At 34.2% G+C, this 16,320-nt stretch carries 10 protein-coding genes; all 10 read right to left on the minus strand.

Annotation, left to right across the window (positions count from 1 at the left end; translation table 11 throughout):
• Positions 1-51: 51 nt before the first annotated feature.
• The 10 genes from queG to ABJM36_RS11630 all read right to left on the minus strand — a co-directional run bounded on the left by queG (position 52) and on the right by ABJM36_RS11630 (position 16,300).
• Positions 52-984, minus strand: coding sequence for a tRNA epoxyqueuosine(34) reductase QueG (queG, locus tag ABJM36_RS11585; RefSeq protein WP_348451605.1), 933 nt, complete (start codon positions 982-984; stop codon positions 52-54).
• A 30-nt stretch (positions 985-1,014) separates the two neighbouring features.
• Complete coding sequence (gene mddA, locus ABJM36_RS11590) at positions 1,015-1,758, minus strand: methanethiol S-methyltransferase (protein WP_348451606.1); 744 nt, start codon at positions 1,756-1,758, stop codon at positions 1,015-1,017.
• 166 nt (positions 1,759-1,924) lie between these two features.
• A complete protein-coding gene (locus ABJM36_RS11595) occupies positions 1,925-3,274 on the minus strand; it encodes a cytochrome P450 (protein ID WP_348451607.1) in 1,350 nt (449 codons plus the stop codon).
• A gap of 113 nt (positions 3,275-3,387) precedes the next feature.
• Positions 3,388-4,728, minus strand: a complete 1,341-nt coding sequence (locus ABJM36_RS11600; RefSeq protein WP_348451608.1) for a cytochrome c peroxidase — start codon at positions 4,726-4,728, stop codon at positions 3,388-3,390.
• Positions 4,729-4,911: 183 nt separating this feature from the next.
• Complete coding sequence (gene ruvB, locus ABJM36_RS11605; RefSeq protein WP_348451609.1) at positions 4,912-5,934, minus strand: Holliday junction branch migration DNA helicase RuvB; 1,023 nt, start codon at positions 5,932-5,934, stop codon at positions 4,912-4,914.
• A 195-nt stretch (positions 5,935-6,129) separates the two neighbouring features.
• Positions 6,130-8,016, minus strand: a complete 1,887-nt coding sequence (locus ABJM36_RS11610) for an OmpA family protein (protein WP_348451610.1) — start codon at positions 8,014-8,016, stop codon at positions 6,130-6,132.
• Positions 8,017-8,035: 19 nt separating this feature from the next.
• Positions 8,036-8,992 (minus strand): type IX secretion system membrane protein PorP/SprF, encoded by a 957-nt coding sequence (locus ABJM36_RS11615; RefSeq protein ID WP_348451611.1) that lies wholly within the window; start codon positions 8,990-8,992, stop codon positions 8,036-8,038.
• 27 nt (positions 8,993-9,019) lie between these two features.
• Positions 9,020-13,177: a gliding motility-associated C-terminal domain-containing protein gene (locus ABJM36_RS11620; RefSeq protein ID WP_348451612.1), complete on the minus strand. Its 4,158-nt coding sequence runs from the start codon at positions 13,175-13,177 to the stop codon at positions 9,020-9,022.
• 227 nt (positions 13,178-13,404) lie between these two features.
• A complete protein-coding gene (locus tag ABJM36_RS11625; protein WP_348451613.1) occupies positions 13,405-15,198 on the minus strand; it encodes a cbb3-type cytochrome c oxidase subunit I in 1,794 nt (597 codons plus the stop codon).
• 28 nt (positions 15,199-15,226) lie between these two features.
• On the minus strand, positions 15,227-16,300 hold the full coding sequence (locus tag ABJM36_RS11630; protein ID WP_348451614.1) for a cytochrome c oxidase subunit II: 1,074 nt from the start codon (positions 16,298-16,300) through the stop codon (positions 15,227-15,229).
• Positions 16,301-16,320: the final 20 nt, after the last annotated feature.

The raw sequence follows: 16,320 nt of genomic DNA on the forward strand, positions 1-16,320 counted from the left end.
TGTAGTTAATTAACTAAACGAACAAAGATAATAATCCTATTATTGAAATTGCTAATCTTTTAAGAAATTGATGTTTCTTTTTAAGCCTGAATATTTTGTGCGTTTTACTGCAGATTTTTGAAACACTTTACTAAAGGTTTCTTGTGTAATTTCTTCCCAATCATTTTTAGTCATTTCTAACAATTCGGGATGCGGATTAAAAAGTGGCTCGTTATGAGGTTTTGAAAATCGATTCCACGGGCAAACATCTTGACAAACATCGCAACCAAACATCCAATCGTCCAATTTACCTTTAAATTCCGAAGGAAGATTATCTTTTAATTCTATGGTAAAGTACGATATACATTTGCTACCATCTACCACATAAGGCTCTGTTATGGCTTGCGTAGGACAGGCATCAATACATGCTGTACAGGTTCCGCAATGATCGGTGGTTATGGAATCGTATTCTAAATCTAAATCAATAATTAATTCGGCAATAAAATAGAACGACCCTACCTGTTGGGTTAGCAAATTACTGTGTTTACCAATCCAACCTAAACCCGATTTTGCTGCCCATGCTTTATCTAGAACCGGAGCAGAATCAACAAAAGCACGACCATGAACCTCGCCAATTTCATCTTGAATAAAGTGTAATAGCGATTTGAGTTTATCTTTTATAACAAAATGATAATCGGTTCCGTAAGCATATTTTGATATTTTGAAACTCTTATCCTTTTGGACTTCTGAAGGGAAATAATTTAACAATAAGGATACTACACTTTTTGAACCCTCAACCAATTTTGTTGGATCTAGCCGTTTATCAAAATGGTTTTCCATGTATTGCATTTGCCCATTCATGTTGTTATTTAACCACTTTTCTAATCTAGGAGCTTCTTCTTCTAAAAAACCTGCTTTACTAATTCCACAAGATAAAAAACCGAGACGTTTAGCCTCGGTTTTTATAAGGTTTGCATATTTTATTTTTAAATTATTAATTGCCAATAGAGTAACTTAAGTTATTACAAAATTACATTATTTTATTGACCTTTTTTTTGTGAATGGAATAAACATAGGTACTTTTTTTACATAGTCTTCATATTCTTCACCTATAAATTTTTTTAAATCCTTTTCTTCAAAAAATTTAACTGCTATGTAAATATAAAGGCTTGTCATTACAGTAAAAAACAAATGACCAACAGTCATAACTGGAGTTGTCCAAAAGGCAATTAAAAAACCTAACATAATGGGGTGTCTAACTATTCCATAAAAGAATCTTGTTGTAAATGCTATTGGTTTTGAATTTGTTTGTTTAAGATTGTTATAAATTTGTTGTAACCCAAATAACTCAAAATGATTAATCATAAAAGTGGATAAAAACACAATAAGCCATCCAACAAAAAATAAAGCCACAAGAATTATTGAGATTGATTGATTTTCAACCCTCCAAATAACTTGAGGCAGAGGTTGCCATTGCCAATACAACAAAAGCAAGGCTAAACTTGATAAAAGAATATAAGTACTGCGCTCCATTGCCTTAGGTATAACCTTTATTAATACTCTTTTAAAAGAAGGTCGCGCCATAACACTATGCTGAATGGCAAATATGCTTAACAAGGAGGCATTAATTAAAAGGGAAAATACTAGGGGTGCTTCTATCCCAGAATCAATTGATTTTGGAACAATAAAATTCCCTGTAAATCCAATGGCATATAAAAAAGCAATTAAGAATATAACGTATGCCATTATGCCGTAAAGGAAAATGAGTAATTTTTTCATAATATAGAATTAAATTGGTTAATATTTAAAAATTATACCAAGGGAGAATTCTACACCAACACATCAATATACAAAATATTGACTATCAATTACTTAATTTCATTTTTTTAATTTTAATATTTAAGGTTTCTAAAAAGGAGAGACTGTTATTTTAATGAAACTTTATTTAGGTTGACCATGATTGTTTTAAGGTAAATTTCAACTTAACACCTACTGGTTTAAGCGTAATTAAAGGATTTATTTTTATCCTATGATTATCTGATGATATATCGAAATTTTTCACAATAGTTTTTACTGCCAAAATCATTTCATACATAGCAAAACCATTACCAATACATAACCTAGGCCCCGCTCCAAAAGGCATATAATATGGCATTATATCTTTTCTTTTATCCTCTAAAAAACGTTCGGGCTTAAACGCTTCAGGATTATCCCAATATTTTTTGTTGCGATGAAGCTCGTAAATTGAGACACCTATAATGGTTCCTTTTTGTATATGATAACCCGCTATAGTATCATCTTCAATATTAACCCTATCTGTTATCCAAGCCGGTGGAAATAACCGTAAACTTTCCTCAATACAACATTTGGTGTAATTTAATTGAGCTAAAGTTTCCAATGGTGATAACTTTTTATGACTTATTTTATTTATTTCATCTTCCACCTTAAGCAACATATCTTTATTTTCGGCTAGAAGCTTCATGGTAAATGTTAAGGCATTGGCAGTCGTTTCATGGCCGGCAACAAACAGAATTAAAATTTCGTCTATTAATTGTTTGTTAGTCATTGTTGAACCATCTTCATACTGAGCATGCAGTAACATATCTAATAAATCGTTGTGCGTTTCAGTCGATTTTCGTCTATTAATAATAATTGAATTTATAATATGCCTACTTTCTTTTACCAATTTCATGTGATAACTTATATCACCCTTTAAAAAATACCAAAGTTTTTTATACGGCATGCGCAATTCTTTTACAATAAACAACTGCAATTTCTCTATAATAAATTGTAATCTTTTTAAAGCCTGTTTTTCTGCTGAAAAGTTAAATAATGACTTTGCTACAACTTCAAATGCTAGTGCATTCATTATTGGATATAAATCTAATAAGGCATTTGGCTCTATCTTATCCACCTGTTTTTCAATAGCATTATTAATGATAGAGACCAGTTTATTAATTTTTTCTTTATGGAATGCTGGCTGAATTAACCGGCGTTGTTTTAACCAATAATCGCCACTTGAAGTTAGCAAACCATAGCCTACATATTTAGATAAATGCGTGGTTTGAATTTTTGATTTACGATAAGACTTATGCTGTTTTTGAAGAATATGTTTAGCAACATTTACCTCGCGTGTTAACACCACATACCCATAAAACGGTGATTTTACTGAGAAAGTTTCTCCAACTTCATTAAACCATTTATTATGAAATAAAAGAGGGTTTTTGGCTATTGAATTTGCCCTTAATAAGAACTTATAAAACGGTACTTTATTTGGATAGGTATATTTTGCCATTTATAAGTTTATTTTAAATATCTAAAGTATGGCTTTTAGCTAGGACTAAAAAACAAAAAACCGAAGCACACAGCTTCGGTTTTGTTTTAAAATATATTAGTAGTGTGTGGCTATTATATGCATCCCATATCAATAGATGATTGAGAATCTGCATTAATAACACAATTTCCACTAGGTAAACTTTCTGGCTGATAACGTTTTAAATTTGGATCGTAAAGTGAGTTTTCAACAAACAATGTAAGTAAATCGATTTCGTCTTCTGTTAAATTTAAAGGCACAAATTGACCTGATAAATTACTTGATGGTACTTCTGTATTTTCAGCTATGGCATTGTTTTTATAACTTATTACTTCGCGTACCGATTTTAAACTACCACCATGACCCAAAAATTCAACATCTAATAAGTTATATAATTGTGGTGTTTTAAACTTATAATTATCTTCACTTTTACCCGTAAAACCACCTCGTCCTTTTTTTGTAGCCTCATCAACAACGGTCATAACATTTTCTCCTGCTAAATCATTCATCCCTAAAGCATGAAACTCCATACCGTTAAGACCAGGACCAGAATGACAAGTATAGCATTGGCCTTTATCAAAAAACAATAAGGCACCTTTTAATTCATCTGTACTCATTGCAGATTCATCTCCGTTTAACCATTTTTGGAATGGTGCTTCGTTGGACAAGACTGTTCTTTCGTAAGCTGCAATAGCTAAACCTGCGTATAACTTACTAAAACATTCCTCCTGAGGAACATCAGGAAAAGCAGCAATAAATAAATCTTTGTACGAAGTATTTAGAACAAAATCTTCTTTTACCACCATTCGGTGTACATCTAAACCCGCAATAGCTTGAGTTTCAACCCCTTCAAAACCTAAACTATTAACTTCTTTTGGAGTGCCAGCCGTCCAATTTGCTTCGGTTCCTGCATTAGTTCCAACACCACCAAATTGACCGTTCCATAGCATAACATCTTGGTATGCGCTGTTAATTACTGATGGGCTTCGTATAGGTTGTACATCGATTTCTGCTTCAACATAGTTTGATGCCTTTACACGTCCTTCACCATGCGCTCCAAAACCAAAACCACCTTCTCCTATACCTTGCAATAAACCACTTTGAAATCCTGCTGCTGCATGATGACAACTAGCGCAAGAATATGTATCCTTACCCTCTGGTTTACTAGGATTTTCTCCCAACATAGTTTCATGAAAAAGAAATTTTCCTAAGGTTACTTTGGCTTCAGTAATACTATTTTTAGCATCACTAGGAATATCTGAAAAATCGTTTGAAGCTGGAAGTATTAAAGACTCCTTCGAACCAAATAGCTCTTCTATGCGTTCTTCAAGAATAGACTGAGAGGGTCTTTCTATATAATCATCTTGATCTGTAGCACAAGAATAAAAAAAACAGGTAAGTATTACTATTAGACTATAGTACTTTAAATTTTTCATAAGACATAGATTGGGTTACTATTATACGGAGTAAATGTATACTCTTAACCCATAAAACCTTACAAAAATTAGTTGAAAAACCTATAAAATAGTTGTACTGTTAAAACTTCGTTAAAACGCAAATTTCATCTACAAAAACATGGTTTTACATCTCAATTTCAAATGTATTATAGCACAATTCACCTAAAACAAACCGCCTTGAGTAGGTCCTTTCACTTTTCCTAGGTGTTTATACGCCTGTTCTGTAACTTCTCTTCCACGGGGTGTTCGCATTATAAAACCTTGCTGGATTAAAAATGGCTCATAAACTTCCTCTATAGTTTCTGGACTTTCGCTTACTGCCGTTGCTATGGTAGAAATACCAACAGGACCTCCTTTAAACTTTTCGATAATAGTGGTTAATATTTTATTATCCATTTCATCCAAACCATGCGCATCAACATTTAAGGCTTCTAAGGCGTATTTTGATATTTTAATATCTATACTTCCATTGCCTTTTATTTGAGCAAAATCTCGAACACGACGTAATAATGCATTTGCAATTCGAGGTGTACCACGGCTACGACCAGCAATTTCTATTGCGGCTTCCATAGAAATTGGAACATCCAAAATAGTAGCACTTCGCTGCACTATGGGGGTTAATAAATCGGTTTTATAATATTGCAATCTACTTTGAATACCAAAACGTGCCCGCATTGGTGCGGTTAATAATCCTGAACGCGTTGTGGCTCCAATTAAAGTAAATGGATTTAGATTTATTTGAACCGTCCTTGCGTTGGGTCCTGTTTCAATCATGATATCAATTTTATAATCCTCCATAGCAGAATACAAGTATTCTTCAACTATAGGGCTTAATCTATGGATTTCATCAATAAATAAAACATCGCGTTCATCAAGATTGGTAAGTAACCCAGCTAAATCTCCTGGTTTATCTAACACAGGACCAGAGGTAACTTTAATACCAACTTCTAACTCGTTAGCTAAAATATGGGCTAAAGTAGTTTTACCTAATCCTGGAGGACCGTGAAACAAAGTATGATCTAAGGCTTCGGTTCTTAAATTTGCAGCTTGCACAAATATTTGAAGATTTTCTAATACTTGATCCTGCCCCGTAAAATCATTAAAAGATAAGGGCCTTAGTTTTTTTTCTACATCAAATTCTTCTGGAGAAAAATTATCATCTGTTGGATCTAGGTTTTCGTTCATAGCATAGAGCCTTCGACAGGGCTTATAGTAACACTTTAGTTCAAATTAAAAAGATTCTCGCTTTCGCGAGATTGACAAAAAAGTCAATACAAGCAAATATAAAGAAAAAGCCTTTCCGAATTGGAAAGGCTTTATCAAAATAATTTGATGGGTTTTTGGTTAGTTAATTATGAGATTCCTGTCTGCGCAAGAATTTTACTTTAAAATTGTAAACTCACAACGTCTATTTATATCATATTCTCTATCGTCGCAAATGCCTTCTTTAACACACTCATTAAGTGGTTGCATTTCGCCGTAGCCTATACTTTTTAAACGGTTTCTTTCAATCCCTTGGCTTACTAAATATTCCAGAGTTGAAGCCGCACGTTTTTTAGATAAGTTTAAATTGTATTCGTCTGGCCCGCGTGCATCCGTATGTGCAGAAACCTCTACCTCCATACTTGGATATTTATTCATTAAATCAACTAATACATTTAACGTTGTTGCCGCATCTTCACGAATTATAGCTTCATCAAAATCGAAGAAAATTTTATCTAAATTTACTTGAACATCGCCTTTATCATTTTCCTTAACACGCTCTTCGGCATCAGCAAAAGACTCTAAAGTTAAGTATATATCATGTTGCACTTTACCTTTACTATCGGTTGAGAACTCAACATCCTGAGGAATATAAGCTTTTTGAGTACCACGAACTTTATACTTTTTATTTGGTTCTATTTTGAAAATGTAATATGCATTATCTCCTACAATGGTATCTTGAATTACCGTATCAGATTCATCAAATAAAGTTACTAAAGCACCTTTAAGCAATGCTTTACTATTTAAGTCTTGGACAACACCTTCAACTTGATATTTAGTTAATGGGTTTTCTATTCTTGAAAAACCAAATACTCTATCGTATCCTGTTCTATTTGAAGATACATAGCCTTTATTATCTTTCTCTCTAATAACATAAGCAAAGTCGTCTAAATTACCATTTATAGAACTTCCTAAGTTGACAGGTTTATCGAAGGAATTATTTACCAAATTACTTCTAAACACATCTAAACCACCATAACCTAAATGACCATTAGATGAAAAATACAGTACGTTAAACTCGCTAATAAACGGAAATTGCTCTCTGTGTATTGTGTTTATAGTATCTCCTAAGTTTTCTGGCTCCCCGTAAGTGCCGTCGTCATTAATTGTGACTTTGTAAATATCAAAACTTCCATAAGTTCCTGGCATATCACTAGCAAAATAAAGTGTTTTTTCATCTTTACTTAAAGCAGGATGCTCTGTGCTATAAGAATTTGATGTAAATGGTAATGCAGTAACATTAGACCATTCGCCATTTACTAATTCTGCTTTATAAATTTTTATGTGTGCAATACGCTCTTGGTCTGTTTTTTTTCGTGTTGTATTAGTTCTATTAAAATACATGGTTTTACCATCTTTAGTAAAAACAGGGCTACTTTCGTGAGAACTTGTATTAATAGCTTCTGAGAATGGTTGAATATCTTCTAAAACATTTTGACGGGTTAATGTTGCACTATAAATATCTAGATAAGGTAAATTATTCCAAGTATAATTTGGGTTTTCTAAGTTCCGGCCAGAAGCAAAAGCTACTTTATTATCACCATAAAAAGTTAAACCAAAGTCGCTACTTGAATTTTTATTTTCAATTTGCTTCAATTTGAAGTTATGCGGCGTCGTTTTATCAGTTTGCTTAATAAACGCTAAGGTATTAATAGGCTTATTATAATACATTTTTAAGTGTTTATCTGCTTCGTTATATTCTTTAACACCTTTTAAGGCTTGTGCAAATTTAAAGTGATACTCAATATCAATAGAATCACCATATTCAACAAATAATTCTCTGTACGTTTTAACAGCCTTTTGCAAACTGGTATTATAAAAATAGCAATCAGCTAAATTTTGAAGAACTTCTTGATTACGCTCTTTAGTTTCATAAATTTCGGCGGCATCTTTATAAGCTCTCATCTCGAATAGCTTATTAACGCGTTTTAAATTTTTCTTTTGAGCATGAGCCAGTCCACTAATTAATAAAAGGCCTGCAAGTATGTATGTATATTTTTTCATGTTTTCCTAGTATTAAATGTTAGAAGAATCTTGGTGAACGATCGTATCCGCTTTTAAATCCGAATAAATCAACATCAAACAAAATAAATATTTCGTGCGATCCAGAATTAAAATCTCCTAAATTAGATGTTGTATAATCGTAAGCATATCCCACTTTAAGTTCTGGTGTAATTCTGAAATTTATTAATGCACTCATAGCATCGCCTAAACGATATCCTAAACCGGCCTCAAGTTTTTCGTTAATTAACACATTTGCCGTAACATCTATAGCCATTGGAGCACCTTTTACGCCTCTAGCCATAAATGCTGGTTTTAGTTTTAAATCTTTATTAAGATCGAAAACATATCCACCGGTTAAAAAATAGTGTACATTTTGAACACCGGTAGCGGTTATGCCATTTTCGTTTTCAATATGTTTAGTTGAAAGCATGTTTGGTGCCGATAACCCTAAATAATAGGAGTCGGTAAAAAAGAAGGCACCAATACCTAAATTTGGAAAGGCTTTACTTATATTTTCATCGAATGCTTGATCGGAACCTGATCCTCCAGATTGTAATTGAAAACCGTTAAAATTGGTATCAAAAAGGGTTACCCCAGCTTTTACACCAAATGATAATTTGCTTTCTATACCAACTGGTAACACATAGGCTACATCTGCATAGATATTATTTTCGTTTACAACATCACCTATATTATCGTTTGTGAAAGAGATTCCCATCTCAATTTTATCGTTTAAAGGTGTGTGAGCAAAAAAGCTTCCTGTTTGTGGAGCGCCTTCTAAACCAACCCACTGTGTTCTGTACAAGCCTCCTAAATTTAATATCCCTTCTTCTGCGGTAGCATAGGCAGGATTAATAACACTCATGTTATACATGTAATGTGTAAATTGAGGATCTTGTTGGGCATTACTTTGATAAGACAGTATGATTATACTTAACAAAGCAGCTATTCTATGATATATATTTAAATGTTTCATGTTCTTAAATTTTGCTTTATGTATAAATTATCTGCTTAAATATAAACGTCCTTGCTCTGGTTTATTTTCACCATCATTATAATTGAAAATGTAGAAATACACACCCACTGGCAAATCACCTTTTGATACGATTCTACCTTGATTAGAGGTTCCATCAAATCGTGGTGTATTAGCATTTCCTTTATAAACTACGTTTCCGTTTCGGTTAAAAATTTCTATTTCAAAATTAGGATATAGAATGGCTAAGTTATCGACATCAAAAGTATCATTTGTGCCATCGCCATTAGGAGAAAAACCATCTGGAATTTGGAGTATACCACAGGCCGTTAAATCTGGGGTTACCTGTAAACGGACACTACTTTCGCATCCTGTAACGGCATCCACTAAGGCAGCAAAATATGTAGTTGTAGTTAATGACGAGCTACTTGAAATTGCTGATCCTCCGGTTGCTGTATCATACCACCTTAAATTATCTTCTTCATTTTCATATTCACTAATATTATCTGATAATATTGCAATATTAGGATTGTCATTTATACAATATTCTATAGTTGAATCCTTTAAAGTTGGTGTTGGCGCATCGTTAATAGTTACATTAATTTGCTCGATTCCTAAAGACTCACAACCATTGCTTGTTTGCGTTACATAATAATCTTCGCCGTCTATCAAACTATCTGTTTCTAATAACGGTATGGTAAGCGCTATATCATCATACCAATTAACCGTTCCTGTTGGACGAATACTTACAGATAAATCGGCAACCGTTGGATCGTCTTGTAAACAGAATTCAGGATCTGAATCTAAAACAATAACTGCTGGTGTATCGCTAACTGTTACCGTAATTTCTGCTGTAGCATCTGGAGAACACGGTGAAACCGCAGTTACCGTATATGTATATGTTCCAGAAGTATCAACTGAAGGATCAAAAACGCCTGTAGTACTTGTTAATTCTGGTGACCACAAACCTCCGCTTTGTGCTCCTGTTCCTAATAAGGTAAATAAATCTATTGACTCGGCGTTTGCACAAATATCTAGCGTATTGTTTTCCCCTGCATTTGGTGCTAAGGTTACTTCCACTTCAACTTGATTTGTAAACGTGCCACAGCTATTGGTTAGTGTGTAAACATAAGTTCCATCTACATCAACTAAAGGATCAAAAACTCCTGTTCCACTTGTTAATGCTGGCGACCATGTTCCGCCTTCGTCGGCACCACCTAAAAGAGTAAATAAATCGACTGTGCCTTCGTTACTACACATAACCTGACTTGGATTAATATTTGAACCCGCATTTAAAGGTTCTTCAATAGTAATGGTTATGGTTTCGCTATCATCTACACATGGTGAAGAGGCGCTTACGACATACGTAAAATTGTATGCTCCTGGTGGAACAGCCAAAGTAGTAAAAAGATTGTCTATTAAGATTCCTACACCATCATCATTATACCAAGTACCACTATTATCTTGTGTTCCATCTAGCCCTGTAAACAAATCAATAATAAGATTAGTATTACAAGACACTAAAGGCGTTTCATTTGGTCCACCTGCATTTGGTGATTGGTAAATTATTGCTGCTACTGCTGTTCTTTCTGACGATTCACATCCTGTTGTTGCATCGGTTTGACTCGCATAATACATTTGACCATCTACTAAAGCAGTATCATTGGTTAAAAGGTTACCCGCAGTAGCTTCGTCATACCATTTAATAGTTGTCCCTGTAGCTACTAAACTGCTTATTGTTGCGCTATCACAAAATTCTTGTGTAGCATCTGCCAAAGGAGCTTCTATATCATTAATAACAATACTTACAGTTACTAACTCATCATCACAACTACCTATAGCATCTACATCAAAAGTAAAGTTGTAGGTTCCAGAAGGCAGTCCGTCAATTGTAACTAGATTTCCGCTTAAAGCACCTGAAGCATTATCATCGCTCCAAGTTCCTGTTTGGTCTTCTCCTTCCAATAGTTCAAATAAGTTATACGTTTCTCCTGAAGTAATTTCTGAAATACAAAAGGCTGCTGGCGTGTTTATGGTTCCAGACTCCGGAGCGTCTGTTACAATTACTGTAACTGTTGAACTGTTTTCACAGCCATTAGCATCAGATATGGTATATGTGAAATTATAACTTCCAATAACTAACGCAGTTAAATCTACATTGCTTGAAGTTAAAGCCCCCGAACTATTATCATCTGTCCATGTTCCACCTGCATCTTCTCCGGTTAATTGTCCGAATAAATCCAAAGGTGAATTTGCTACTAAATCATTTTCACAAAAGGTAGCTGCCATTGGAACACCTGTATTTGGTAATGGATTGATGGTAATTTGAACAGTTACCAGCTCGTCATCACAACTTCCTATGGCATCTACATCGAATGTAAAATTATAGGTTGCTGGTGTTAAGCCTGATAAATCGACTACATTTCCTGTTACAGCTCCAGTAGCATCATCGTCACTCCAAGTTCCTGTTTGGTCTTCACCATCTAATAAGGTAAATAAATCGAAACTTGAAGATCCTGCACCTTCACAAAAGGCTGCTGGCGTGTTTACGGTTCCAGATTCTGGGGCAGGTTCGATGGTAATTGTAATAATTTCGGTATCTGAACACGTACCATTATCTATTGTATAATTAAAAAAGTAAGGGCTTCCTTCTACAGTTAATGTCGTAATGTTTAAGTTATTAGAAATAGTATTACTATTAGAATCTCTCCAAGTACCACTATTATTATCTTGCGAACCATCTAAGGCATCGAATAAATTATAAGGCGAATTAGCAGTTAAATCATTCTCACAAAACACAGCGTTTAAAGCAACACCAGCATTAGGATCTTCTAATACTACAATTTGTACGGTGGTTGAGTTTTCAGGACATGGATTTGGAGATACATTTTGAGTATATGTATAATTATAAGTGCCTTCGGTTAAACCCGATAAATCAATAGGAGAAGTAACAATAGGATCTGAACTTGTACTTCCCTCGGTCCATTGCCCATCTATATCATAATTTTCTATTAATGAAAATAAGTCAAAATCTATAGGTAAGTCCGCTATACAAAATGAAGCTGGATTTGCAGCTGAAGGGTTACCAGAACTTAAGGACTCATAAACCGAAATGGTCACTGCAGAAATGCCATCAGGACAAACGCCATTACTAGGAACGGTATATGTGAATATATAATCGCCCGGTGTTGTTAAAGATGAGATATTAATAGTTCCTAAATATCCGTTACCCGTAGCTCGAGGACCAGTCCAAGCACCAGTTGTGTCCTTAGGCCCACCTAGTTCATCAAATAAATTAAAATCAGAAGCAGGTAAACTATCATTACAAAAGGCAAGGCTATTTGGTATACCTGGATTTACAGGATCATCAATAGAAACTGAAACTGCAACAGGATCACTAACACAAATAAAATTATCTACTTGAATATAGTAGGTTCCATTTTCTAAAATTTCAGTGGACGATAATGAAGGTAAAATTGGGTCTCCAGAACCATCTAGGTTTTCATACCAATAATAATTACCCGTAGTCCCTGGATCAAGGTCGGCAACAGTGGCACCAGCATCCGAACAAAAAGGTTGGCTAGTGGGAGGAGTAGCATCACTAGGTGAACTACTAACAACTATCCGAGCACTTTCTATTTGGCTTTTACAACCACTATTATCCACAAATAGTATATAATGGTTAACCATATTACTAGGTATCTCATCACTTGCGCTAACACTATTAGTTAAGGCAATGTCTGTATAAATTTCAGCACTACCATTAATTGGAATACTAGAACTTAAAACATCGTCTATATACACTTGGTAGGTTGCTCCTTCATTACTACAATAAACACGATCTAAATTTTGACCCGAAGCATCTACAACAAAATCAATTGTTATGGCTACTCTTGAAGCGCAATCCCTAGAATTGTTATCGGCGTAATAAATACCTTCATCCACTAATTCATTAACATTAAACGCATTTCCACCCGTTGGGGCATCATACCATACAATGCCATCACCACCATCAGAGGCATAAGCGTTTAAATCACTGAATGAATAACCGCCAGCATCACAAATGGGAGGTGGTGTAGGGTTAGAAATTGTTGGACATTGAGAAAATCCTAAATTGGACATTCCAAATAACAACAAGAAAAAAAACGCATAAGGAAGCGAAATTTTTTGAGTAGGTTTGGTTTTCATAGTTTGAAATTTAAAATCAAATAAACAATACAATCATAGTTATTAAACCACTGAACTGTAAGAAACAGATTAGCGAATTACCTATAATATTACGCAATTTAACAGATTTTTTTGTATTTCATCGAATTTTTGTAAATATTTTCACTTTACACTAGAAAAAACACCTTTAAACAGAAAACCCACCTTAAAAAGGTGGGTTTTTATAAACTAAATTTTTATTTATATAATTAATGCTGTAGTTCTTCTTCGCCATCTTTCAATGGAATATTTTGAGGAACGAAATCTACATCATGTCCTGGTTTACTATAATCGTAAGCCCAACGATATACATGAGGAATCTCACCTGGCCAGTTCCCGTGAATATGTTCTACTGGAGTTGTCCACTCTAAAGTTGTAGATTTCCAAGGATTCTGAACCGCTTTCTTACCGTAGTATATACTACTAAAAAAGTTATATAAATATATGATTTGAACAACGCCACCAACTAAAGCAAAAATTGTTATAATAACATTTACGTTAGCAAGGTCATCAAATAATGGAAAATTACTATTTGTATAATAACGACGTGGTAAACCAGCCATTCCTATAAAGTGCATTGGGAAGAATACACCATAAGCACATACGGCAGTAATCCAGAAGTGAATATACCCTAAATTTTTATTTAGCATACGACCATACATTTTTGGATACCAGTGATAAATACCAGCAAACATACCATACAATGCAGAAATACCCATTACTAAGTGGAAGTGAGCCACTACAAAGTACGTATCGTGTACATTAATATCTAATGCACTATCTCCTAAAATAATACCTGTTAAACCACCTGTAATAAATGTTGATACGAAACCAATTGAAAATAACATGGCAGGATTCATTTGCAAATTACCTTTCCATAGGGTTGTTATCCAGTTAAAGGCTTTTACAGCTGAAGGAATTGCTATTAATAAGGTTGTAAATGTAAATACAGATCCTAAGAAAGGATTCATCCCTGAGATAAACATATGGTGACCCCAAACAATAGTTGAAAGGAATGCAATTGCTAATATTGAGGCAATCATAGCACGATAACCAAATATTGGCTTACGTGAGTTAGACGCCATAATTTCTGAAACCAGACCCATCGCAGGTAAGATTACAATATATACTTCAGGGTGCCCCAAGAACCAAAATAAGTGTTCAAATAAAACTGGTGATCCACCTTGGTAATGTAAAACTTCACCTTGAATAAATATATCCGATAAAAAGAATGATGTACCAAAGCTTCTATCCATAATTAACAACAATGCTGCCGATAATAATACAGGGAATGAAACGATACCAATTATAGCTGTTACAAAGAAAGCCCAAATTGTTAAAGGCAATCTAGTCATAGACATACCTTTAGTTCTCAGGTTTAAAACTGTAACAACATAATTTAATGACCCCAGTAATGATGAAGCAATAAATATAGCCATAGATACTAACCATAAAGTCATACCCATACCAGAACCACCTTGAGCCATTGGCAAAGCACTTAAAGGCGGATAAATGGTCCAACCTGCTGCTGCAGGACCTGCTTCAACGAATAAAGAAGTAACCATTATAATACATGATAAAAAGAATAACCAATACGATACCATGTTTAAGAAACCAGATGCCATATCTCTAGCACCAATTTGCAATGGAATTAATAAGTTACTAAAAGTACCACTTAAACCTGCTGTTAATACAAAGAATACCATAATGGTACCATGTATAGTCACTAATGCCAAATAAATATCGGCATCCATAACTCCATCAGGAGCCCATTTACCTAATAATGCTTCAAACAATACGTTTGGCTCTTCTGGCCAAGCAATTTGAATACGAAACATTAAAGACATTAAGATTCCAATAATGCCCATAAGCGTACCTGTAACTAGGTACTGTTTAGCAATCATTTTATGGTCTTGACTAAATATATATTTAGTTACAAACGTTTCTTTATGATGATGTCCGTGATCGTCGTCGTGAGCGTGGTTATCTGCGTGTGCTGACATAATCTTATATCGTGTTTATCTTTTTTAATTAATTAACTAGAGAGTTCTTAAATTCCTTTTGTTCTGCAATCCAAGCGTCATATTCTTCTTGGGTTTCAACTATTATTTTCATTTGCATGTTGTAGTGAGATTTACCACAAATTTTGTTACAAAGTAATAAATAATCGAACTCATAACGCTCCAAAGCATCTTCACCTTTAGCAATAAGCCCTTTACTTTTTTCAACTCTAATGTTGTTAATATTTTGAACCTTCTCAACCATTTGAGGTGTTTGTCTCATTTCCGCAGTAGTTACGGTAGGCGTAAATCCAAACTGAGTTATCATACCTGGAACACAATTCATTTGCGCCCTAAAGTGAGGCATATATGCAGAGTGTAAAACGTCTTGAGAACGCATTTTAAATAATACTGGTCTTCCTACTGGTAAATGTAACTCCGTAGTAATAATATCATCTTGAGCATTAGGATCCGATTCATCTAAACCTAAAATATTAGCACGGTCAATATCAATTAAACGTACATTAGCTTTACCTAAGGTATTATCGGCACCAGCATACCTAGCTTTCCAGTTAAACTGTTGTGCGTATAGCTCAACAACCAATGGGTCATCACTTTCGTCCACACCCATAATATTTATCCATGTACTTAAACCATAAATAATTAAACCTGCTAAAACAATTACAGGAATTATAGTCCAAATAGCTTCAAGCTTATTATTATCGGCGAAAAACAAGGCTTTTTTACCCTTTTCACCTTTATATTTAAATGCGAAATAGTGTAATAAAAACTGAGTTAAAGTCTGAACCACAAAAATAAGTGTCATAGAAATAACCATCAAGTTATCGATGGTTGGTCCATGCTCTGAAGCAGAATTAGACATTAAAGGTAAATCCCCCCATTTAACAAAACATACAATGGTGATAATGTAAATGAAAGCCAAAAAGCCCATCATTAAATACCCATTTAATGTATTATCCTTATCGGTTGCAACACCGGCAATTGTACTTTCGTTTTTAGCCTGAGCTAAATCAAAAATCTTTACCATTTGCCAAATGGCAACTAAAATAAATACTAAAACTATAATTGTTAATAAAGCAGTCATTGGTATCGTTCGTCTTTATT

The sequence above is a fragment of the Algibacter sp. genome (assembly GCF_039977455.1).
Classification (GTDB): domain Bacteria; phylum Bacteroidota; class Bacteroidia; order Flavobacteriales; family Flavobacteriaceae; genus Algibacter_B.